Source organism: Nonomuraea sp. NPDC004186, assembly GCF_053603495.1.
The window spans coordinates 58,388-78,991 of sequence record NZ_JBSGFQ010000052.1; the positions used below are offsets into that span (position 1 = coordinate 58,388).

The 20,604-nt window shown below is 70.6% G+C and carries 18 protein-coding genes; 13 read left to right on the forward strand and 5 right to left on the reverse strand.

Features of this window, described 5'->3' with window-relative positions:
- Positions 1 to 59: 59 nt before the first annotated feature.
- From ACWEPL_RS35270 to ACWEPL_RS35285, 4 genes are all read left to right on the forward strand, one after another.
- Positions 60 to 1,544, forward strand: coding sequence for an IclR family transcriptional regulator domain-containing protein (locus ACWEPL_RS35270; protein ID WP_452438761.1), 1,485 nt, complete (start codon positions 60 to 62; stop codon positions 1,542 to 1,544).
- A gap of 199 nt (positions 1,545 to 1,743) precedes the next feature.
- Positions 1,744 to 2,766: a zinc-dependent alcohol dehydrogenase family protein gene (locus tag ACWEPL_RS35275; protein ID WP_452438762.1), complete on the forward strand. Its 1,023-nt coding sequence runs from the start codon at positions 1,744 to 1,746 to the stop codon at positions 2,764 to 2,766.
- 66 nt (positions 2,767 to 2,832) lie between these two features.
- The gene (locus ACWEPL_RS35280; RefSeq protein ID WP_452438763.1) at positions 2,833 to 3,714 is read left to right on the forward strand and encodes a helix-turn-helix domain-containing protein; all 882 of its coding nucleotides are present in this window, start codon (positions 2,833 to 2,835) and stop codon (positions 3,712 to 3,714) included.
- A 50-nt stretch (positions 3,715 to 3,764) separates the two neighbouring features.
- Complete coding sequence (locus ACWEPL_RS35285; protein WP_452438764.1) at positions 3,765 to 4,478, forward strand: SDR family NAD(P)-dependent oxidoreductase; 714 nt, start codon at positions 3,765 to 3,767, stop codon at positions 4,476 to 4,478.
- A 51-nt stretch (positions 4,479 to 4,529) separates the two neighbouring features.
- Here ACWEPL_RS35285 and ACWEPL_RS35290 read toward each other — a convergent pair whose 3' ends face one another.
- On the reverse strand, positions 4,530 to 5,351 hold the full coding sequence (locus tag ACWEPL_RS35290; protein WP_350727678.1) for a DeoR/GlpR family DNA-binding transcription regulator: 822 nt from the start codon (positions 5,349 to 5,351) through the stop codon (positions 4,530 to 4,532).
- A 38-nt stretch (positions 5,352 to 5,389) separates the two neighbouring features.
- Entirely contained in the window at positions 5,390 to 8,110 is a 2,721-nt protein-coding gene (gene pdxA, locus ACWEPL_RS35295; protein WP_452438765.1) for a 4-hydroxythreonine-4-phosphate dehydrogenase PdxA, read from the reverse strand.
- 66 nt (positions 8,111 to 8,176) lie between these two features.
- Between pdxA and ACWEPL_RS35300 the strand changes: the two genes are divergently transcribed.
- Genes ACWEPL_RS35300 through ACWEPL_RS35340 form a run of 9 tightly spaced genes read left to right on the forward strand, consistent with a single transcriptional unit; the run spans position 8,177 to position 17,119 of the window.
- Complete coding sequence (locus ACWEPL_RS35300) at positions 8,177 to 9,703, forward strand: ABC transporter substrate-binding protein (RefSeq protein WP_350727680.1); 1,527 nt, start codon at positions 8,177 to 8,179, stop codon at positions 9,701 to 9,703.
- Positions 9,704 to 9,706: 3 nt separating this feature from the next.
- Positions 9,707 to 10,642 (forward strand): ABC transporter permease, encoded by a 936-nt coding sequence (locus ACWEPL_RS35305; protein ID WP_363974798.1) that lies wholly within the window; start codon positions 9,707 to 9,709, stop codon positions 10,640 to 10,642.
- On the forward strand, positions 10,639 to 11,586 hold the full coding sequence (locus tag ACWEPL_RS35310; RefSeq protein ID WP_363974795.1) for an ABC transporter permease: 948 nt from the start codon (positions 10,639 to 10,641) through the stop codon (positions 11,584 to 11,586). The genes ACWEPL_RS35305 and ACWEPL_RS35310 overlap by 4 nt, the downstream gene beginning before the upstream one ends.
- A complete protein-coding gene (locus tag ACWEPL_RS35315; RefSeq protein ID WP_452438766.1) occupies positions 11,583 to 12,479 on the forward strand; it encodes an ABC transporter ATP-binding protein in 897 nt (298 codons plus the stop codon). Before ACWEPL_RS35310 ends, ACWEPL_RS35315 begins: the two co-directional genes overlap by 4 nt.
- Entirely contained in the window at positions 12,476 to 13,339 is an 864-nt protein-coding gene (locus tag ACWEPL_RS35320) for an ATP-binding cassette domain-containing protein (RefSeq protein WP_452438767.1), read from the forward strand. The genes ACWEPL_RS35315 and ACWEPL_RS35320 overlap by 4 nt, the downstream gene beginning before the upstream one ends.
- Positions 13,336 to 14,352, forward strand: coding sequence for an aldo/keto reductase (locus tag ACWEPL_RS35325; RefSeq protein WP_452438768.1), 1,017 nt, complete (start codon positions 13,336 to 13,338; stop codon positions 14,350 to 14,352). Before ACWEPL_RS35320 ends, ACWEPL_RS35325 begins: the two co-directional genes overlap by 4 nt.
- A 28-nt stretch (positions 14,353 to 14,380) precedes the next feature.
- Positions 14,381 to 15,163 (forward strand): HpcH/HpaI aldolase family protein, encoded by a 783-nt coding sequence (locus ACWEPL_RS35330; RefSeq protein ID WP_452438769.1) that lies wholly within the window; start codon positions 14,381 to 14,383, stop codon positions 15,161 to 15,163.
- A gap of 35 nt (positions 15,164 to 15,198) precedes the next feature.
- Positions 15,199 to 16,392: a sialidase family protein gene (locus tag ACWEPL_RS35335; RefSeq protein WP_452438770.1), complete on the forward strand. Its 1,194-nt coding sequence runs from the start codon at positions 15,199 to 15,201 to the stop codon at positions 16,390 to 16,392.
- Between the two features lies 1 nt (position 16,393).
- Positions 16,394 to 17,119, forward strand: a complete 726-nt coding sequence (locus tag ACWEPL_RS35340; protein WP_449892600.1) for an SDR family NAD(P)-dependent oxidoreductase — start codon at positions 16,394 to 16,396, stop codon at positions 17,117 to 17,119.
- Between the two features lie 22 nt (positions 17,120 to 17,141).
- On the opposite strand, the gene ACWEPL_RS35345 is transcribed toward ACWEPL_RS35340, so the two are convergent.
- From ACWEPL_RS35345 to ACWEPL_RS35355, 3 genes are all read right to left on the reverse strand, one after another.
- Positions 17,142 to 18,041, reverse strand: a complete 900-nt coding sequence (locus ACWEPL_RS35345) for a discoidin domain-containing protein (protein ID WP_452438771.1) — start codon at positions 18,039 to 18,041, stop codon at positions 17,142 to 17,144.
- A 15-nt stretch (positions 18,042 to 18,056) separates the two neighbouring features.
- On the reverse strand, positions 18,057 to 19,613 hold the full coding sequence (locus ACWEPL_RS35350) for an alkaline phosphatase D family protein (protein WP_363974771.1): 1,557 nt from the start codon (positions 19,611 to 19,613) through the stop codon (positions 18,057 to 18,059).
- 93 nt (positions 19,614 to 19,706) lie between these two features.
- Entirely contained in the window at positions 19,707 to 20,444 is a 738-nt protein-coding gene (locus ACWEPL_RS35355; RefSeq protein ID WP_363974768.1) for a DeoR/GlpR family DNA-binding transcription regulator, read from the reverse strand.
- Positions 20,445 to 20,604: the final 160 nt, after the last annotated feature.

Here is a 20,604-nt window from a genome sequence, read left to right on the forward strand (position 1 = left end):
GTTCACTATTGTGATGTCGAGTATGCGTACGTGACCGCGCCCGTGTCAAAGGAGGGCCGATGGAGCCTGCGGGGACCCTCGAACGCGGCCTGGCCGTGCTTCGGGCGCTGACGGCGGATGCCGCCGGGCGCTCGCGCCCCATGCGGGTGCGCGCCACCGACCTCGTGCGCGCCACCGGCCTGGCCAGGTCCACGGTCGACCGCGTGCTGGCCACGCTGGTCCACCTCGGCTACGTCCGCGCGGAGGGGCGTGACCTGCTGCCCGCGCCGCGCCTGATGGAGCTGGGCGAGGCGTACCTCGCCTGCGGTGGCCTGCGCGACCCCCTCGCGCCGCCGGCCGAGCGGCTCGCGGAGGAGCTGGACGAGTCCGTGTCGCTGGCCGTCCCGGACGGCGACGGGGTGCGCTTCATCGGCCAGTTCACCCGCAGGCGCACCATGTCGGTCGCCTTCCGGGTCGGCGACCTGCTGCCCGCCGACCGCTGCGCGGCGGGCCTGGCCCTGCGCGACCCCGCCGCGCCGTGGGCCGAGGACGACCAGCTCATCGAGCCGGGCCTGGTCGCGGTCGCGGTGCCCGTACGCGACCCGCGGGGGGAGGCGGTCTGCGCGGTGAGCGTCGTCAGCCACACCAGTCGGCACACCGCCGCCAGCCTGCGCGACTACGCGCTGCCCCGGCTGCGCGAGACGGTCGCGGCCATGGAGGCGGCCCTGACCGAGCCGGCGCCCCGGCCCCCTCTGGCACCGGCCCCCGCGGACCCTTCTCGCGCCGCGAAGGAGGAGTTGGGCGCGGGATACCTGCAGTCGCTGGCTCGCGGTCTTGCCGTGCTGGTGGCGCTCGGCTCGGCCCGCGGCGGGCTGAGCCTGGCCGACGCCGCCAAGATCACCGGGCTTCCGCGCGCCACCGTGCGGCGATCCTTGCAGGTGCTGGCGCGGCTGGGCTACGTGGCCTGCGCCGACTCCCGCTTCGCCGTGCTCCCCAAGGCGATGGAGCTGGGCTACGCCGCCCTGTCCGAGCGCACGTTCGGCGAGGTCGTCCAGCCGCACCTGGCCGACCTGGTGGCCCGCGTCCACGAGTCCGCCTCGGTCGGGGTGCTGTCGGGCGACGACGTCCTGTACGTGGCCCGCGTGCCCACCGTGAGCATCATGACCGTCAACATCACGGTCGGCACCCGCTTCCCCGCGTACGCCACCTCGATGGGCCGGGTGCTGCTGGCCGACCAGCCTGAAGAACGGGTGGCCGCCATCGCGCCCGAGCCGCTGACCCGCCACACCATCACGGCGCCCGACCGGCTGCGGGCCGCCGTCCGGCAGGCCGCCGAGGACGGCTACGCGCTGGTCGACCAGGAGCTGGAGGAGGGGGTCCGGTCCATCGCGGTGCCGGTCCGGGGCCGGGACGGGCGGGTGGTCGCGGCCGTCAACGTCGCCACCCACGCCAGCCGGGCCACCCGCGCCGACCTGCTCCGCGACGTCCTGCCCGCGCTGGCCGAGACGGCCGCCAAAATGTCCGCCGACCTGCGGCACGTCCCCGTGACGCCCTGGACGACTTAGGACGTACCCAGGTGCCGGGCCGGGACCGGACGCCGTTCGGCCGGGAACGGACGGTCCGGCTGGGGGGTGCTGTCAGCCCCTGCCAGTGAGCGCGTTCACCGGGTTCGATGGATCGCGAAAGGTGCGAATGGCGCGCCATTGACGAAGTCGTCGTCGGCCTGCGCGAGTGTCGATGCGAGAAACAGCAAGGAGAACGGTCATGCGGCAAGTGGTGATGCACACCGCCGGAGACGTCCGCGTGGAGGAGCGCGAGGATCCGAGGATCGTCGAGCCCACGGACGCGATCATCCGGTTGACGGCGACGTGTATCTGCGGGTCGGACCTGTGGCCGTACCGTGGCGTCGAACCGGCTGACCACCAGGTGATGGGCCACGAGTACGTCGGCGTCGTCGAGGAGATCGGCGCGGACGTGAAGAACGTCAAGGTCGGCGATTTCGTGGTCGGGTCGTTCGTCATCTCCGACAACACGTGCGAGATCTGCCGGTCCGGCTACCAGTCCCAGTGCGTGCATGGCTCCTTCGTGGCGCAGACGATCGGTACCCAGTCCGAGCGGGCTCGCATCCCCTACGCGGACGGCACGCTTGTTCCCACGCCGGGGCAGCCGGATCCGGAGCTGATCCCCTCGCTGCTGGCCGCGTCCGACGTGCTCGGCACCGGCTGGTTCGGCGCCGTCGCCGCCGAGGCCGGCCCCGGCAAGACTGTTGCCGTCGTGGGTGACGGGGCGGTCGGCCTGATGGGTGTCCTGGCCGCCAGGCAGCTCGGCGCGGAGCGGATCATCGCGATGTCCCGCCACCCCGAGCGGCAGGAGCTCGCCCGGTTCTACGGCGCGACCGACATCGTCACCGAGCGGGGCGACGAAGGCGTGGCGAAGATCAAGGAGTTGACGAACGGGCTCGGCGCCCACAGCGTGATCGAGGCGGTCGGCACGCAGGAGTCCACCATGCAGGCGATCGGTGCGACCCGTCCCGGCGGGCACATGGGCTTCGTCGGGGTGAACTACGACGTCGCGATTCCCGGCATCGACCTGTTCTTCGCCGGCATCCACGTCCACGGCGGGCCTGCCCCGGTTCGCCGGTTCCTGCCCGAGCTGATCCAGCTCATCTGGGACCGCAAGATCGATCCTGGCAGGGTCTTCGACCTCACCCTTCCGCTGGAGGACGCCGCGGAGGGCTACACGGCGATGGATGAGCGTCGGGCCATCAAGGTCTTGCTGACCGTCTGACGCGCGGTTGTGGCGGACGGCACCGCAGCGCCGATCAGGTCAGGCGACAGGTCTACGGTGGAGGATATGAGCAGGAAGGACGAGGTGCGGGAGTTCCTGATCTCCCGCCGGGCGCACGTGACCCTCGAACAGGCGGGACTGCCCGACTTCGGCGGCGAACGGCGCGTGCCCGGCCTGCGCCGCGAAGAGGTCGCCATGCTCGCCGGTGTCAGCGTCGACTACTACACCCAGCTCGAACGCGGCAAGATCCGCGGCGCCTCCGAGAGCGTGCTCAACGCCGTCGCGCGAGCGCTGCAACTCAACGATGTCGAACGCGAATACCTGTTCGACCTGGCCCGCCCCACCCCGACGACGCCGGCCGCGCGCAGCCGGCGGCGGGCCAGGCCGTCGGTGCGGGCCTCGGTGCACCGGGTCCTCGGCAAGCTGGCCGTGCCCGCGGTCGTGGTCAACGCGCAGCAGGACCTCATCGCCGCGAACCTCATGGGCCGCGCGCTGTTCGCCCCGCACTTCGAGGCCGAGGAGCCGAACCTGGCCCGCTTCATCTTCCTCGACCCTCGCGCTCGAGATTTCTACGTCGACTGGCCCCTTGCCCGCAGTATGACCGCCGCGATGCTGCGACTCGAAGCCGGACGCGACCCGCTCAACCAGGAGCTCACCGCACTCATCGGAGAGCTCTCCACGCTCAGCCCACAGTTCCGCGCGGATTGGGCCGAGCGGGACGTGCACGAGCACCGCACCGGCCGGAAGGTCTACCGCCACCCCGAAGTCGGCGAGATCGACGTCACCTTCGACGTGTTCGAACTGCCCGGCGAGCCGGGCCTGTCCATTTGCGCCTTCAGCGTCGAAGAGGGCTCACCGTCCGCTGACAGGTTCGCCCTCCTGTCCAGCTGGGCCGCCACCCAGGGATTCGGGAGCCGGCAGGGCGTGACCGCGGCCCACGGTGAGTAACCGGCAGACAGCGCGGAACCAGCCGGTCACGCAGGCGCGAGAGGACTGACATGGCACTGATTCTGGTAACCGGGGCATCCACCGGGCTCGGGCGCGACACGGCGAACGCGCTGGCCGACGGCGGGCACGACGTGGTCATCCACGTCCGCAACCGGGCCCGTCTCACCGGCGCGGACCACACCGCCAGGTGGAAGGACGTCGTCATCGGGGATCTCTCCGAGCTGGACGAGATCCACGACGTTGCCCGGCAAGCCCGCAGGTTCGGCCGCTTCGACGCCGTCATCCACAACGCCGGCACCATGCGGTCTCCCGAAGCGGGCATCGTCAACACCGTCGCGCCGTACATGCTGACGGTCCTGATGGACAAACCAGGCACGCTCATCTACCTCAGCAGCGCCATGCACCGAAGCGGTTCCACCGACCTGCGCCGGCTGGGCACCGGCACCGCTTCCTACAGCGACAGCAAGCTGTGGGTCACCACGCTCGCGCTGGCGGTCGCGTCGCGGTGGGAGGGAACCTCGAGCCATGCGGTCGACCCGGGGTGGGTCCCCACACGCATGGGAGGCGCCGGCGCGCCGGATGACCTGGCAGCCGGACACCAGACACAAGTGTGGCTCGCCACCCACCATGACGTGCGCCCGGGCACCGGCGGCTACTGGCATCACCGGCAGGTGCAGACGCCACACCCCGCGTCGCAGGACGAAGATTTCCAAGATCGCCTCATTCACGCCTTGGAGAGCCACACGGGCGTCCCGCTCGTCTGACCGCGGGCCCCGCCGCACCAAGGCCGGAGCGGGTCCCCTCGGGCACCCGCGTTATGGAGCGATCGGCTGACCCGCGGCCGGCTTCGGCTTGCTGATCTGTCCTTCGGCGTCGACCACGACCACCTCGACTCCCTCAGCCGAGAACGGGGCCAGCGCGTCCTCCGAGGCTCCGGCGTCGGTCACCAGCGTCCAGGGCCGGGGGAGCCGGACCCAGGCGTGGAACGGACGTCGCCCGAGCTTGGCCGCATGCGCCAGCACGTAGGTCCTGTGGGAACTGCGCGCCATGAGCTCCTTGAGCCGGGTCTGCTGGAGGTCGGCCTCGCAGATCCCGCGGTCGGCGGTGACTCCGTCAGCCCCGAGAAAGACGCGGTCGAACGACATCCGCTCCAGGGCGGTCTCGGTGACGGGGCCGACGAATCCCTGGCTGAGGTGGCGCAGCCTGCCGCCGAGACACTCCACATGGAGGCCCTCGACGTCGTCGAGCTCTTTCAGCACCGTCAGGCTCGTGGTGGCGATCAGGAGCTGGGTGCTGGAGCGCAGTTCGTGAGCCAGCGCCGCGACGGTCGAGCCTGCGTCGAGCAACACGGACTCCCCGGCTCCGATCTGCTGGGCCGCCCACCGGGCGATTCCGCGCTTGGCCTCGAAGGCGTCACCGACGCGCTGGCGCAACGAGTCCTCGGGGTGCGCGACGACGGCCATCGCACCGCCGTACGTGCGGGCCAGCAGCCCCTGCGCGGTCAGCCGGGCGAGGTCACGCCGGATGGTCGAGGACGTCACGTCGAACGTCGAGGACAGCTCTTCGACGCTGGCCAGACCGCTGGTCGTGGCCAGACGCACGATCTCGGCGCGCCGACGCTCAGAGTTACTGGACAACGCTCCTCCTTCTCGGCTTGTCGTTCAACGCCCCGGGGTCAGACGGCCGGGCTGGGAGACATCTGGGCGGCCTGCCGCAGCGCCTCGATCATGCTACCGACCTCGGCGAGGCCCTTCCCGGCGATGTCGAAGGCGGTTCCGTGGTCCACGGACGTGCGGATGACGGGCAGTCCCACGGTGATGTTCACCCCGGCCTCGATGCCGAGGATCTTCACCGGGCCGTGGCCCTGGTCGTGGTACATCGCCACGATGAGGTCGTAGTCTCCGCGCCCCGCGACGAAGAACGCCGTGTCGGCGGGCAGCGGTCCCTGCACGTCGATCCCGTCGGCCTTCAGGACCTCGATGGCGGGAACGATCTTCTCGGCCTCCTCCCCGTACCCGAACAGGCCGTTCTCCCCGGCGTGCGGGTTGATGCCGCACACGCCGATGCGCGGGTTGTCGATCCCGGCCCGCCGCAGCGCCTCGTGGCCGCGGCGAACGGTCCGTTCCACCAGGCCGGGTTCGATCTTCGCGATCGCGTCGATCAGCCCGATGTGCGTGGTGACGTGGATGACCCGGATCTTCGGTGAGGACAACATCATGGACACCTCGTCGATCCCGGTCAGGTGCGCGAGGAGCTCGGTGTGTCCCGGGAAGATGTGGCCGCCCGCGTGCAGGGCCTCCTTGTTCAGCGGTGCCGTGCAGATCGCCTGCACCTCCCCGGCCATCGCCAGCCCGCTGGCGACGCGTACGTAGTGGTACGCGGCCGCCCCCGCCACGGGGGAGACCTTCCCCCAGGGCAGATCCTCCGGCAGCAGCGCGAGATCGATGACATTGACGCGTCCCGGCTCGAACACGGCATCGGCCACGGTGTCGACCGCCACGATCTCGGTGTCGATCCCGAGGATGTCGGCCGCCTGGCGCAGCCGTACGGCGTCGCCGATGACGACGGGACGGCAGAGCTCGGCGACGTGGGGGTCCTGGAGGGCGCCGACGATGACTTCCGGGCCTACGCCGGCTCCGTCACCCATGGTGACGGCGATGATCGGGGTGGCCGCGGTGCGCGGCTGTGCGCCGACGGCGGCGGTGGTGATGCTCACTTGGGGACCTTTCGCTTGGTTCTGGGGAGGGGCGGGGTCAAGGGTTGCGAGGGAGCGCGCGGCCAGGGCCCTGACGATCTCGATGAGCGAGTCGGCTCCCCCGAAGCTGCCCGGGCGGGTGACCACGGAACGGCCGTCGGGCGTCCGGGAGTGGACGGCTCCCGGGTGCACCTGTCCGACCGGTGTCAGTTCCCGCACCTGAAGGGCGTCAAGGACGCGCCGGGCGGTCTCGCCGCCGGTCAGCACGAGGTCCACCGTCCGCGGGGACGCGCGCACCGCGTCCGCGACGACCTCGGCCAGCCGCCGCGCGATGTCACGCGAGGCCGCCGGCAGGACGGCGCCGGCGGAGTCGAGGAAGGCCACGACCGCCCGCTCGCCGATCGGGATGCTGGGGAGGGGGTCCCGTCCGGAGGGTGTGCCCAGGAGCGCTGTCAAGGGCAGGGCCACGGGTACGGCTCCCGCCTCGACCAGCCGGCGGACCTGCTCGGCCGCGACCGGCTCGGCGCTGCCCACCACGACGAGCGGCGCCGGGCGGGCCACGTCGCCGTGCTGCGCGGTATGCGCAGGGGCGGGCTCATGCTCCTCGACGTGCGTCTGCTCGATGGCCGTCTGCCCGACGGGCGTCTGCCCGACGGGCGTCTGCCCGACGGGCGTCTGCCCGGTGGCCGCCTGCTCGACGGCCGTGCCGAGACTCCGCAGATGACGCCCGAGCGCGTCGGCGAGTCCGCCGGATCCGACCAGCCGCACCGACGGTACGGCCAGCGCGGCACGCAGCACGGCGTCCAGATCGGCATCCGTCTCGGCGTCGCACAGCGCGATGTGCGAGTCATCGGCGCAGGAAGCGATCGCGTCGGAAAGGCGATCCGATCGCACGGTCGCGAGGTCCAGCACGCGGGCCGGAAGCGGCGCCAGGGCCGCCTCGACCGACGCCGGAGGGGAGACGCCGTCCACCGCCCAGGCGTTCGCACGGTGGAGGGCCACACCGGCCAGGTAAAGCACGCCGCCGCGTACCACCCGATCCAGACCGGGCAGGGCAGGGGCGACGACGATGCCGGCCCCAGGCGCCATGAGCGCGGCCACCTCCGCCGCGACGTTGCCGCGCAGCAGAGAGTCGATCTTCTTGAAGACCAGCCGCGGACGCCCGGCCGAGGCCAGGGCGACCGCGGAACGCACCGCCGCGGCGGCCTCGGCGGGATGCCGGTGCCGGGAGTCGGTATCGACCACCAGGATGTCGGCGGGATCGCACTCGTCCCGCACGGCCTGGTGCGTGAGAACAATCCTCGTGCGTGTTCCGCGCATAACTATTCGCGCTGCCGACTCGGCCGCGCCCGAGAGGTCGTCGGCCACGATGAGGACACCGTGCGCGGCCGTGCTTCTCCTGGGCGTCAAGGAATCCCCCGATGTGTTCGATCTATGCACCTCAGACAGGCTTTCACTATCCCTGCGAACCCTCATGCGCGATCCGCTCCGGAGCGAGGCGTGCACGTCGGCGCAGCCTTCGTCTTGACTGGATGATGTCACAGCTTGCACAAAATGCGCTAGAGCTCTTGCGCGAAGCGCGCATGCGTGTAATGGTGCAGCAACGTCGTTGTGACGTGGGAAACATCCGGTCCTGGCAGGCGGCCGCTGAGAAGCGCACCGCTGAGGACGGTCCAGAAAGCGAGAAGCCCAGTGACTCATCTCGGAAGCGGCCCCCAGTACTCCCGGCGAAGTCTTCTCCGTCTCGGTGCTCTCACCGGCGCGGCCATGACGTTGAGTCCCCTCGCCGCCTGCGCGGGACCGGGGCCCGTCCCCGGCGCCGGCTCTGGTGCCGGTTCCACCGCCGGTCCTGGCCTCACGCTGGCGCTCAACCGCTCGCTCGTGTCGCTGGACAACAAGCTCAACCAGTTCGACGCCGCCGTCAGCGTCCAGCGCGGCGTCCGCCAGGCGCTGACCTTCATCGATCCGAAGCTCACCGTGCAGCACGTCCTGGCCGAGAGGTTCGAGCTGACGGCTCCCACCGAGTGGACGGTCAAGCTGCGGGACGGCGTCCGCTACTCCGACGGCAGCCCGGTCAAGGTCGAAGACGTCTCAACGGCCCTGCAGATGTACCAGAAGGTCCCCGGGTCGTTCCTGGCCGGCCTGTTCCCCGAATGGCCGACGGTCACCCCCGTCGACGCGAGCACCTTCAAGCTCGTGACCGAGAACCCGGTGCCGACGCTCGACTACCTGATGGCGAACATCCTGATCACCCCCGCCGCCGCGAACAAGGCGGAGGAACTTCAGGGCGGCATCGGCTCGGGCCCCTACGTCGTCACCTCCGCGAACCGGGGCACCGGCGAGTACACGCTGCAGGTCAACGACAAGTACTGGGGCCCCGCGCCCGGGATCAAGACCGTACAGGTCAGGTTCCTCCCGGAGGAGGCCAACCGCGTCGTCGCCCTGCGCAGCGGCGAGGTCGACGTGATCGACGCGATCTCCCCCGATGCGATCAGCCAGCTGTCCGGTCTCGGCGACGTGGAGATCCAGCAGGTGCCGAGCACCCGCATCACGCAGCTCTTCTACAACTTCCGCAAGCCCTCCGGGCACCCGCTCGCCGACGCGCGCGTGCGCGAGGCGCTCAGCTACGCCATCAACGGCCCCTCCCTGATCAAGGACGTCTTCGCCGATTCGGTGACCCAGGCCCGGGGCGTGGTGGCCGACACCCTGACCGGGGCGGTGCAGACCGGCGAGTACGTCTACGACCCGCAGAAGGCCAAGCAGATGCTCGAGGCCGCCGGGGTGAAGGATCTCAAGATCAAGATCATCTGGGAGACCGGGGAGTTCGCCAACGACACGAGCGTCATGGAGGCCGTGGTGGAGATGCTCAAGGCGGTCGGCGTGCAGGCCGAACTCCAGCAGTTCCAGCCGGGCGGCGACATCTCCAAGTGGCGGCAGGGCCGGGGCGGCGACTGGGACGTCCTCGGCAACGGCTACCCCGGCCCGACCGGGCTGGCGCTTACTCCGCTGCAGGGCATGTTCGCCGGCACGAAGGAGAAGGAGGCCACCCGGGACACCTACCACGGCTACGTGTTCCCCAAGATCACCGAAATGCTCCAGAAGGCCTCCCGGGAAACCGACAAGACGGCCCGGGACGCCCTGCTCGCCACAGCCCAGAAGGAGATCTGGAACACCTGGCCCTGCATGTGGGCCTTCGTCCCCAAGACCGTCATCGCCCGGCGCAAGCGCGTGCAGAACGTACTGCTCAGTCCCACCAACTCCTACGACCTGGCATCTGTCCGGCTGAATGGATGACTCGTGGTCCGATATGTCGCCCAACGTGTCGGGCAGAGCCTGCTGGCGATCTTCCTGACCGTCTCCACAGTCTTCGTCCTCGTACGGCTGGCGCCAGGGGATCCGGCCGCCGCCTACGCCAGCCCCCTGGCCACCACGGCGGAGCTCGAACGCATCCGCGTCCAGTTCGGCCTGGACAAACCGCTGATACAGCAGTACGGAATCTTCGTTCGTGACCTGTTCAGCGGCAATCTCGGCACGTCCTTCTCCTTCCAGGCCCCCGCCCTGGACGTCGTCCTCAGCCGGATGCCGTACACCGTCATGCTCGCGGTGTCCTCCATCCTGTTCGCCGCGGTCGTGGCCATCCCGCTCGGCGTCTGGATGGCGCGGCACGCCGACACCGCCCGCGAGCTGGGGGCCAACGTGGCCATGATCGCCGGCCAGTCGATGCCGGAGTTCTGGAGCGGCATCATGCTCCTGACCATCTTCGCGGTGCTCGTCCCCGTGCTGCCGGCATCCGGGTTCACCAGCTGGGGCGGCCTGGTGCTGCCGACCGTGACGGTCGGCATCCTGCAGATCGCGCTGATCTCCCGCCTGGTGCGCCGGGAGATGGGGACCGGCTTCGCGGCTCCCTACCTGACGATCGCCCGCTCCCGCGGCATCTCCGAGCGCGGCCTGACCTGGCGCTACGCCATGGGCAACTCGGCCGTCCCGGTGGTGACCGCGCTCGGCACCCGGTTCGCCGCCATGCTCAACGGCGTGGTGGTGGTCGAGGTCGTCTTCGCCTGGCCAGGTGTCGGATCGCTCGTCGTGCGCGCGCTGGAAACCAGGGACTATCCGCTGATCCAGGCGACCGTCCTGGTCACGGCCATCCTGACGGTGGCCGTCCAACTCCTCATCGATCTGGCCTACCCGCTGCTCGACCCGCGGGTACGACTCGGGAAGGCGGTGGCCTCATGACCGCCATGGAGGCCGGCCCCGCCGACGGCTTCGGAGACCAGGACGTCCCGGAGCCCCCCGCCCGGCCCAGCGCGGTGACCGCCAAGGATCTCGCGCGATCCGCGGCGGTCCGCCGCCGCAAGGGCGCGCGGCTGAAGCTGTGGATCGGCTCGGTGTGCGTGGCCCTGGTCGTCGTGCCCGTCGTCCTGGCCAACGTGCTGCCGATCCCCGGCCCGGACGAGCAGAGCCTCGGCCTGCGCCGCCTGCCACCGCTGACCGGCGGGCACCTGTTCGGAACCGACCAGCTCGGCAGGGACCTTCTCTCCCGGGTCCTGCACGGCGGCCAGGTCTCGCTCACCGTCGGGGTGCTGGCCATCGTCGTGTCCGGCATCATCGGCCTCATCGCCGGCGCCGCGGCCGGATTCTTCGGCGGCTGGGTCGACACCGTGGTCTCCCGCCTGCTGGAAGCCCAGCTCTCGCTGCCTCTGCTGTTGATGCTGCTGCTGGTCGTCGCGCTCTTCGGCCCCTCCATCCCGGTCATCACCTTCGTGATCGCGATCGCGCAGTGGCCGGAGGTGGCTCGCCTGACCCGTTCCCTGGTGCTCGTCGAGCGGGAGAAACCCTATGTGGCCGCGGCCCGGGTGCTCGGCCTGCGCCGCGTCACCACCCTGCTCCGGCACGTGCTGCCCAACGTCGTCAAGCAGGCCACACTCGTGATCCTGCTGCTGCTGGCCCAGGCCGTGCTGCTGGAGAGCGCGCTGAGCTACCTGGGCGCCGGCCCGCAGCGCCCGTTCGCCACCTGGGGCCGCATCATCTCCGACGGCCAGGACTACATCACGACGTCGTGGTGGCTGGTCACGCTGCCCGGACTGGTCATCGTGCTGCTCGTCGTCGGAGTCAACCTGCTCGGAGACGGGCTTCGGGACCGCGTACGCAGGCGGAAAGGGAAGGTGAGCCGAGCATGACAGCCGAGTTCGACGAGGCTGATCGTCCCCTGCTGGAGGTCGAGGACCTGCAGATCGAGCTGATCACCGAAGCCGGTATCGTCCGCGCAGTGGACGGCGTCAGCTTCCTCATCCGCCAGGGCGAAACCGTGACGATCATCGGTGAGTCCGGATCCGGCAAGTCCACCACGGCCATGGGCATTCTGCGGCTGCTCCCGCCGGAGCTGGCGGTCCTGTCCGGCAGAGCCCGCTTCCAGGGTGTCGACGTCATCGCCGATCCGCGCGCGGCGCGCAAGGTACGCGGGCGTACCGTCTCCCTCATCCCGCAGGATCCGATGACGGCGCTCAGCCCCGTCCACACCATCGGGCAGCAGCTCCGTGAGGCCGTTCGGCTGCGGCACCGCGGCCTGTCCAAGTCGGAGACCATCGCGCGATCCGTCGACCTGCTGGCCAAGATGCACATCCCCGATCCGGAGTCCCAGCTCCGCAAGTATCCGCATCAGCTGTCAGGCGGCATGCTGCAGCGCGTGCTCATCGCGCTCGCGCTCGCCGGGTCGCCCGTACTGCTCGTCGCCGACGAACCGACCTCCGCCCTGGACGTCACCGTCCAGGCAGGCATCCTCGACCTGCTGCTCGAAGTACAGGAGAACACCGGCATCGGCATCCTCATGATCACTCACGACATCGGCGTGGCCCGGCTCGTCTCCGACCGCATCCATGTCATGAAAGACGGGCGATTCGTCGAGTCCGGCGAGGCCGAACAGATCGTCGACGCGCCGGGCGATCCGTACACCAGGAAGTTGCTGTCGGCGGTCCCGCGGCTCGGCCCGTGGGACGAGGACGGTGAGTCGCCGGAAGCGCCCCTCGACGACGGGTCGCCCGCCGACCCGGTGGCACTGGGAGAATCCCGATGACCGATGACGCGTTCCTCGAGGTCGACGGCCTCGTCGTGGACTATCCCGTCGCGCACGGCTTGTTCCGCGCGGTCGACGACGTCAGCTTCACCGTCCGGCAGGGCGGCACCCTGGCCATCGTGGGGGAGTCGGGCTGCGGCAAGTCCACGATCGCCCGGTCGATCGTACGGCTGGTCAAGCCCACCGCTGGCCGCATCGTGGTGGGCGGCACCGACATCGCGGGGCTGAGCGAGAAACAGCTGCGCCCGATGCGCAACCGGGTACAGATGATCTTCCAGGACCCGTACGGATCGCTCGACCCGCACCTGTCGGCGGAGGAGATCGTCGCGGAACCGCTGCGGGTGCGCGGAATGCGCGACAGACGCGCACGGGCCAAGGAGGCGGCCAGGCTCATCGACCAGGTGGGCCTGCCCGCCACGGCCCTCGAGCGCCGCCCGCCGGAGTTCTCCGGCGGCCAGCGCCAGCGCATCGGCATCGCCAGAGCCCTGGCTTCCCAAGCCGATCTGCTCGTCTGCGACGAGGCGACGAGCGCTCTGGACGTGTCCGTCCAGGCGCAGGTCCTCGCCCTGCTGATGAGGATCCAGGCCGAGACCGGTCTCACCTATGTCGTGATCTCCCACAACCTCGGTGTGGTCAGGGAGATCAGCGAGGACATCATCGTCATGAGCAAAGGGCGCCTGGTCGAGTCCGGCCCGACCCGGAAGGTGCTGGCCGCGCCGGCCCACCCCTACACCCGCGCCCTCCGCAGGGCCGCGCTGGACCCGTCCGCCATACGCGGGCGCAAGCCGCGCGATCTGGTGCGGGCCCCGTCCGCCAAGCAGTCCCCCGGGACACCTGTTCAGCGAGGAACCGACCGATGACACCTTCTGTACCGGCGATCTCCGTACCGGCGGCGACACCGGCAGCGACACAGTCCGGGGCGCGCATCGGACTGTCCCGGCTGGTGCTGGGCACCATGACGTTCGGCGACACGGCCGACGCGAAAGAGGCCGCGCGCATGCTGGACGCGGCGCTCGACGCCGGCATCACCGGGGTGGACACCGCGAACGTCTACGCGGGCGGCGCGACCGAGTCCATCCTGGGACCGCTGCTCGCCACCCGGCGCGACGGGGTCGTCCTCGCCACCAAGGCCGGCATGCCCCATCCGGACGCGGGCGATGACGCGCCGTTGTCCGCCAAGGCGTTGCGGGCGAGCCTCGAAGGCAGCCTGCGCCGCCTGCGGGTCGACCACGTCGACCTGTTCTACCTGCACCAGCCCGACCGCCGCACGCCGCCGGCCGAGACGCTCGGCGCCGTCGCCGAGTTCGTCGCCGAGGGCAAGATCGGCGCGCTCGGCGTCTCCAACTACGCGGCCTGGCAGATCGCCGAGCTCAACCACACCGCCGACGCCGTCGGCGCGCCGCGCCCGGTCGTCGCCCAGCAGCTCTACAACCTCCTGGCCCGCAGGGTGGAGGAGGAATACCTGGAGTTCGCGCAGAGCACCGGCCTGACGACCATGGTCTACAACCCGCTCGGCGGGGGCCTGCTCACCGGCCGGCACACCTTCGAGCAGGACCCTTCCGCCGGCCGCTTCGGCGACTCCAAGCTCGCCCCCATGTACCGGCAGCGGTACTGGAACCCGGCGCTGTTCGAGGCCGTCACCGCCCTCGGTGAGATCGCCGCGCAGTCGGGCACCCCCCTCGTCGAGCTGTCTCTGCGGTGGCTGCTCCATCGCGACGGCGTGGGGGCCCTCCTGCTCGGCGGTTCCAAGGTCGAACACCTCCGCGCGAACATCGCGACCGCCGCGGCAGGACCCCTCCCCGAGGACGTCGTGGCAGCCTGTGACCGCGTGGGCGCGGCGCTGCGCGGCCCCATGCCCGCCTACAACCGATGAGAGCCGACCACCGAGGAGAAGGCCAGCCGTGAGCATCACCGACTTCACCGCCAGGATCCGTGCCCGGCAACCCGCACTGGGCTACTGGTCCGTGCTCGATTCGCCCGTGTCCACCGAGCGCATCGCGCGCCTCGGATACGACTACGTGTGCCTGGACGCCCAGCACGGACTGCTGGGCTACTCGGGGTTGCTGAGCGGCCTGACCGCGATCGACGCGGGCGGCGTGTCCGCGGGCCTGGTCAGAGTCGAGGCGAACAACCCCGCCCCCATCGGCCGCGCCCTCGACGCGGGCGCCGCAGGCGTCATCGTGCCTCTCATCGACACCGCCGAGGACGCCGCGGCCGCTGTCTCCGCGACCCGCTATCCACCGAAGGGGCGCCGCTCGTACGGCCCGATGCGCTCCGCGCTCCGCATCGGACCGCGCCCCGCGGACAGCGACGCCACCGTGCTGGTCCTCGCCATGATCGAGACGGCACAGGGGCTGGCGAACATCGAAGCGATCTGCGCCACCCCCGACCTGGACGGCGTCTACGTCGGCCCGTCCGATCTGTGCCTGGCCCTGGGCGGCGCCTTCCCCGGCGACCCCGCGATCGCCTCCCAGTTCGAGGACGCGCTGGTCACGGTGCGTGAAGTCGCCAGGTCCGCCGGTATCGCCGCCGGCATTCACACCCCCGACGGCGGAACGGCCGCCAAGCGCCTGGCCGAGGGATACACCTTCGCCACCATCGCCTGCGACCTCGTCCACCTCGAACAGGTCGCGAAGTCCCACCTGACCGACGCCCGAGCCCAGTCTCGCCAAGGAGAGCAGTGAGCCAGTCCCCGACATCCGTCCCCGATCACCTGCCCATGGACGGACTGATCCGGGTTCGCGACGACGATCCGGACCGCCGTGACGCGTACCTGATCGCGCCCGCCGTGCAGAACCACGCGGCCAACCTCATGTCGCTGCACGACGGTGATCTCGGCTGCGTGTGGTTCGGCGGCACGCAGGAAGGCGTCTCGGACATCTCCATCTGGTTCTCCCGGCTGCAGAAGGGCGCGGACACCTGGTCCACGCCCACGCGGCTGTCCGACGACATGACGCGTTCCGAGCAGAACCCGGTCCTGTTCCCTACACCCGCCGGAGAGCTGTGGCTGCTGTACACCGCCCAGCACGCCGGGAACCAGGACACCGCCGAAGTCCGCCGTCGCATCTCCCGAGACGACGGTCAGACCTGGGGGCCCGTGCACACCCTCTTCCCCGCCACGAGCCGCGGCGGCGTCTTCGTCCGGCAGCCCGTGCTCGTGCTGCCCTCCGGCCGATGGCTCCTGCCCGTCTTCAACTGCGTCACCACGCCAGGTAGGCGCTGGGTCGGCGACCGTGACACCAGCTCCCTCATGATCTCCGACGACGAGGGACGAACCTGGCGCGAGCAGCTCGTCCCCGACAGCACCGGCTGCGTCCACATGAACGTCCACCTCCTGGCCGACGGCACGCTGCTCGCGCTGTTCCGCAGCCGCTGGGCGGATTCGATCCACGCCAGCCGGTCGGAGGACGAAGGCGTGACCTGGAGCGCTCCCGCCGCCACCGAACTGCCCAACAACAACTCCTCCATCCAGTACGTCACACTTCGTGACGGCCGGCTCGCGCTGGTGTTCAACGCCAGCAGCGCGGCCGACGCCACCGAGCGGCGAGTCTCCCTGTACGACGAGATCGATGACGAGGGCCTCGCCGCGACCCCGGCGACCCCGGTCGGCGAAGAGCCGGCACCAGCCGGGAGCGATGAGCGGACCGCGTTCTGGGGCGCCCCGCGCGCGCCCATGACCCTCGCGCTGTCCGACGATGGTGGGCGCACGTGGCCGATCCGCCGCGATCTGGAGGTGGGCGACGGCTACTGCCTGACCAACAACTCCCGCGAGGGTCTCAACCGGGAGTACTCCTACCCGTCCATCCAGGAAACCGCCGACGGCGACCTGCACATCGCCTTCACCTACCACCGCCGCGTCATCAAGTACGTACGGGTACGACCCGAGTGGGCCGCCCGCGCCGCGGGCGTCTGACATGTCGACGGACACCACGCCAGACCGCCACACCGCGGAGCAGCCGCAGCACGCGGTGGTGACCGGGGCCAGCTCCGGCATCGGCCAGGCCATCGCCGCGCGCCTGCTCCGCGAGGGCTGGAAAGTCACCGGGATGAGCCGTACCCGCCCTCCGGAGCACCGCCAGGACAGCCCGGCCTACTCGTGGATCCAGGCCGACCTGACCGACCTCGACCAGTTGGCCGACGCATCGGCCGCGGTGGGCACCGTCGACGCCGTCGTTCACGCGGCGGGCCTGCAACGCTCCGCACCGCTCGGACGCCTCTCGGCACCGGACGGCGCCCTCATGTGGCGCGTCCACGTCGAGGCCGCGACCGTTCTGGTGAACGCCCTCGCCGGCGCGATCCGCCCAGGTGGCCGCGTCGTGCTGATCGGAAGCCGCACGATGGCGGGCGCGGTGGGCAAGAGCCAGTACGCGGCGACCAAGGCCGCGCTCGTGGGCCTGTCCCGTTCCTGGGCCATGGAACTGGCCCCGCGTGGCATCACCGTCAACGTGGTCGCCCCCGGCCCGACGGACACCCCCATGCTGCGGGATCCCGGACGTGCCGCCACGCCGCCACGGGTCCCGCCGCTGGGGCGATTCATCAGACCCGAGGAGGTCGCGGGACTGACGGCCTTCCTCCTCGGCCCGGAAGGGGGCGCGGTCACCGGCCAGCACCTGGTGATGTGCGGCGGCGCGTCCCTGTGAGCCGGCGGCTCCGTCTCCTGGCCTAGCGGACCTCCACCTCCGTGATGCGGGTGTAGTCGTTGGCGCTGTTCGAGGCCAGGGCGACGATGCGGACCGCGTCCGCCGTCACAGCGGCGAAGTCCGAGCGCACGCTGCCCGCGGTGTTGCCGCGGACCTGCGCGACCGTCTGCCACTGGCCGTTCAGCCCCGCCTGGACGTCCCAGTCGCGCAGCCCGACGCTCGAGGACGGGTAGCGCTCGGTGTTCAGGGTGTAGAGGTCGACGCGGGAGATCTGCTTGGGGCCGCCCAGCGCGATCGACACCGTGTCCGGCCAGGCCCTGGCCGTGGCGTCGTTCCAGCCGTTGCCCCCGGCCCAGCCGTTCGAGCCGGCGTCGCCGTCGGCGACGCTGCACGGCGGGTAGTTCGCGTTGGTGTGCTGGGACGAGGCGGTGACGGGGCGGCGCAGGGCGAGATTGCCGCCGTTGTCGAGCTGGTCCAGGGTGACGACCTGGACGGGGACCGACAGGGTGCGGTCCGGCGTCTTCAGGCGCAGCGCGTACTCGCCCTGCGGCGTGGTGGGCGGCACGGCGATCAGCAGCTTCGCGCCGAGCTCGTAGCCGGGCGGCAGGTAGCTGGTCAGCATCGAGCGGGAGGCGGACAGCGGCGCTGTCACCTCGACGGACATGGTCGCGTACGACGGCTTCCTGGCATCGCTGCGCATGCCGATCTCGAGCTTGGCCGGGCAGGCCGGGTCCACGCCGAGCGGGGCCACGACCCGGTCGGCGCCCGCGATGGGGGTCAGCCTGCCGGTGCCCTTGGAGGTGCCCGATCTGACGGTGAGCGACGGGTTCGACGGGGGCTCGGAGGGATCCTGTGCATGGGCGGCGGCCGGGGCGGTCACGACGACGGCGGTGGCGGCCAGCGCGGCGGTGAGGAGTCGCATGATCGGTCCTTCCTGTCAGAGCGCGTGCAGGCCGGGCACGCCGTCGAGGGTCACGAGGCTGGCCCTGGTGGAGACCGGCGCGCCGGGCCGGTCCACGTACGGCACCACCTTGAAGTCCGCCCGCCACTGGCTCCTGGTGACCTCGCAGGAGACGTAGCCGCGCTGGTAGCTGGAGAAGCGGAGATGCGGGTTGACCGGGTCGGTGCCGCCGGCCGGCAGGCCGGTGTTCGGGTTGCCGTTGCCGCCGCTGCTGACGGAGGTCCCGACGAACTCCACGCCGACAGTCTGCGAGGAGGGGTCGTCGAAGTTCGCCTTGAGCTCCCCGGCCAGGTTGTAGTGGATGTCGCCGGTCAGCACGACGGGGTTGCTGACCTGCCGCTCCACCATGCCGTTCAGCACGCGGTCCTTGGCGGCCTTGTAGCCGTCCCAGAGATCCATGCTGAGCTTCTGCGCGGGCCCGGCGTCGTAGTCGAGCTGGATCATGGCGATCTGCTGAGCCAGCACGTTCCACTTGGCGCGGGACTCGCCCAGGCCGTCGAGCAGCCACTTCTCCTGCTCGGCCCCGAGCATCTGGCGGGCCGGGTCGAGCCGCTCGGCGCAGTCGATCTGCTGCCCGTCGCCGCAGACCTGGTCGTCGCGGTACTGGCGGGTGTCCAGCACGTTGAACTCGGCCAGGTCGCCGAAGGAGAACCTGCGGTAGATCCGGGCGTCGGGCCCCTGCACGGCGGGCACCCTGATGGGCATGTTCTCCCAGTACGCGCGGAAGGCGTTGGCGCGGATCACCAGGTAGTCCTGCTCGGACACCTCGCCGCCGGGGCCGAAGCGGCCCGCCCAGTTGTCGAGCACCTCGTGGTCGTCCCAGGTGACGATCCACGGCGCCGCGTGGTGCGCGGCCTGCAGGTCGGGGTCGCTCTTGTAGAGGCCGTACTGGACGCGGTAGCGGTCGAGCGTGTCGCACTGCACCCGGAACTGCTCGGGCACCGGCGTGTTGCGGTTCCCGCCGGAAGGCACGATGCCGTACTCGTAGATGTAGTCCCCGAGGTGGAAGACGACGTCGGGACGCTCCTCGGCGAGGTGGCGGTAGGCGGCGTAGTAGCCGTCCTGCCACGACGCGCACGAGGCGAAGGCCAGATGCAGCGACTCGGGGCTGCTGCGCGGCGCGGGCGCCGTCCTGGTCCTGCCGACCGGGCTGAGCTCGCCGCCGGTGCGGAAGCGGTAGAAGTAGTCGCGGCCGGGGCGCAGCCCCTTCGCGTCCACGTGGACCGAGTGGCCGTACTCGGGGGTGGCCCACGTGGAGCCGTACCCCGCGCGCCGGGTGAACGCCTCGTCCTCGGCGATCTCCCACTCGACCTTGATCTTGTTGTACGGCAGCCCGCCCAGCGGTTCGAGCGGCCTGACCGCCAGCCGGGTCCAGAGGATCACCCGGTCGGGCAGCGGATCGCCGGAGGCGACGCCGAGCTGGAAGGGGTAGTCGCCGCTCACCGTGGCGGCTGCGGTCCACGGGTCGGCGAGGTCGGTGCTGAACGCCAGGGCTAATGCGCTCAGACCGAGGAACGAACGGCGCGTGTGCATGCTGCTTCCTCAGATGGGGGGCGAAAGCCCTCACTTTGTAGCAAGCAGGCAAGCTTGTAACAAGACTGAAGTTAAAAATCACACACAAACGTGTTACAACTGGGCGACCTCGACCCGCCGGTGCCGGTCGCGCAGGCGCTGCAGCATCTCGGCGGGGGCGTTGGCGTCGACCACGATGACGTCGAAGTCGTCGAGCGGCGCGACCCGGTGCAGCGCCACCCTGGCCAGCTTCGAGCCGTCCACGGCCAGGATCCGGCGGGTGCCCGAGCCCAGCATCGCCCGCTTGACCAGCACGATCTCCTGCTCCTGGTGGAAGGCGTACTGGTCGGAGACCGCGGAGGTGGAGACCACGACCACGTCCGTGCTGACCGCCTCGACCGCGTCCACGCAGCCCAGTCCGAGGAAAGAGTCGTGTGTGGCATGGTACTCACCGCCGAGCGCGATGAGCCGGATGTCGGGGGTGGCCGCGAGCAGCCTGATCGCCTCGAGGAAGTTCGTCAGCACGGTCAGCGGCGCGAGCTCGCCCAGGTGGCGGGCCACGGCCAGGGCCGTCGTGGAGTCGTCGAGCATCACGGAGCTGCCCGGCTCGATGAGCCCGGCCACCACCCTGGCGATCGCGTCCTTCTCCGCGGTGTGCGCCGTGAGCCGGTAGGCGATGTTGCTCTCCCAGACGTTGGAGGCCTGGGCGGTGGCGCCGCCGCGAACCTTGCGCACCATGCCCTGGCGCTCCAGCTCGTCGAGGTCGCGGTGCACGGTCATCACGCTGACGTCGAAGCTCTCCGCGAGCTCCGTCACCGTGGCCGAGCCACGCCGCACGATGTGCTCGGCCATGTCCCGCCACCGAGCGGACTTACCGGAGGTGTGCTGCCGCGAATTCACCCTGAGCCCTCACCCTTGCCTGGACGGTTGCGGATCCTACTCTTGACACTCTTCTCGGGCGACTCGTACTCTCCCGACATCCCTCATTTTTAACAAAATCGGCTGTTAACTT

Bases quoted from the DNA above. Each gene is read 5' to 3' on its own strand.
- ACWEPL_RS35325 (WP_452438768.1), top strand. From the start codon at position 13,336: ATGACACCTTCTGTACCGGCGATCTCCGTACCGGCGGCGACACCGGCA.
- ACWEPL_RS35310 (WP_363974795.1), top strand. From the start codon at position 10,639: ATGACCGCCATGGAGGCCGGCCCCGCCGACGGCTTCGGAGACCAGGAC.
- ACWEPL_RS35345 (WP_452438771.1), bottom strand. From the start codon at position 18,041: ATGCGACTCCTCACCGCCGCGCTGGCCGCCACCGCCGTCGTCGTGACC.
- ACWEPL_RS35275 (WP_452438762.1), top strand. From the start codon at position 1,744: ATGCGGCAAGTGGTGATGCACACCGCCGGAGACGTCCGCGTGGAGGAG.
- ACWEPL_RS35355 (WP_363974768.1), bottom strand. From the start codon at position 20,444: ATGGCCGAGCACATCGTGCGGCGTGGCTCGGCCACGGTGACGGAGCTC.
- ACWEPL_RS35340 (WP_449892600.1), top strand. From the start codon at position 16,394: ATGTCGACGGACACCACGCCAGACCGCCACACCGCGGAGCAGCCGCAG.
- ACWEPL_RS35300 (WP_350727680.1), top strand. From the start codon at position 8,177: ATGACGTTGAGTCCCCTCGCCGCCTGCGCGGGACCGGGGCCCGTCCCC.
- ACWEPL_RS35280 (WP_452438763.1), top strand. From the start codon at position 2,833: ATGAGCAGGAAGGACGAGGTGCGGGAGTTCCTGATCTCCCGCCGGGCG.
- pdxA (WP_452438765.1), bottom strand. From the start codon at position 8,110: ATGAGTCACTGGGCTTCTCGCTTTCTGGACCGTCCTCAGCGGTGCGCT.
- ACWEPL_RS35270 (WP_452438761.1), top strand. From the start codon at position 60: ATGGAGCCTGCGGGGACCCTCGAACGCGGCCTGGCCGTGCTTCGGGCG.
- ACWEPL_RS35315 (WP_452438766.1), top strand. From the start codon at position 11,583: ATGACAGCCGAGTTCGACGAGGCTGATCGTCCCCTGCTGGAGGTCGAG.
- ACWEPL_RS35350 (WP_363974771.1), bottom strand. From the start codon at position 19,613: ATGCACACGCGCCGTTCGTTCCTCGGTCTGAGCGCATTAGCCCTGGCG.
- ACWEPL_RS35285 (WP_452438764.1), top strand. From the start codon at position 3,765: ATGGCACTGATTCTGGTAACCGGGGCATCCACCGGGCTCGGGCGCGAC.
- ACWEPL_RS35335 (WP_452438770.1), top strand. From the start codon at position 15,199: ATGGACGGACTGATCCGGGTTCGCGACGACGATCCGGACCGCCGTGAC.
- ACWEPL_RS35320 (WP_452438767.1), top strand. From the start codon at position 12,476: ATGACCGATGACGCGTTCCTCGAGGTCGACGGCCTCGTCGTGGACTAT.